A 234-nucleotide genomic window follows, 5' to 3' on the forward strand; every position below is an offset into this window, starting at 1 on the left:
CTGAAGATCATGACATCCGGCTCAATGCCCAGCTCGAACTCGATTCAGAACCTGTTCGAGTCAAGCGCACCGCCGGGGTATGACGGGTTTCGGCCTTTCATCCCCGGCTACTACGACTTCCAGAAGGCCATCTTTAAGCACTCTGTGAGAGCGAAATCGGGCACGCCGATCCTGTCGGGCCTGGTTTACACCGTAGACATGCCGGATGTCGTGGATCGGGGCCAGGCGACTGTA

1 protein-coding gene is annotated in these 234 nt (G+C 57.7%); it reads left to right on the top strand.

The annotated features are described in order from the left end of the window. A partial coding sequence (locus R0J88_RS23730) for a hypothetical protein (protein ID WP_410901417.1) occupies positions 1 to 234 on the top strand: 234 nt, incomplete at both ends.

The sequence above is a fragment of the Pseudoalteromonas sp. SIMBA_162 genome (assembly GCF_046535955.1).
GTDB classification, from domain to species: Bacteria; Pseudomonadota; Gammaproteobacteria; order Enterobacterales; family Alteromonadaceae; genus Pseudoalteromonas; species Pseudoalteromonas marina.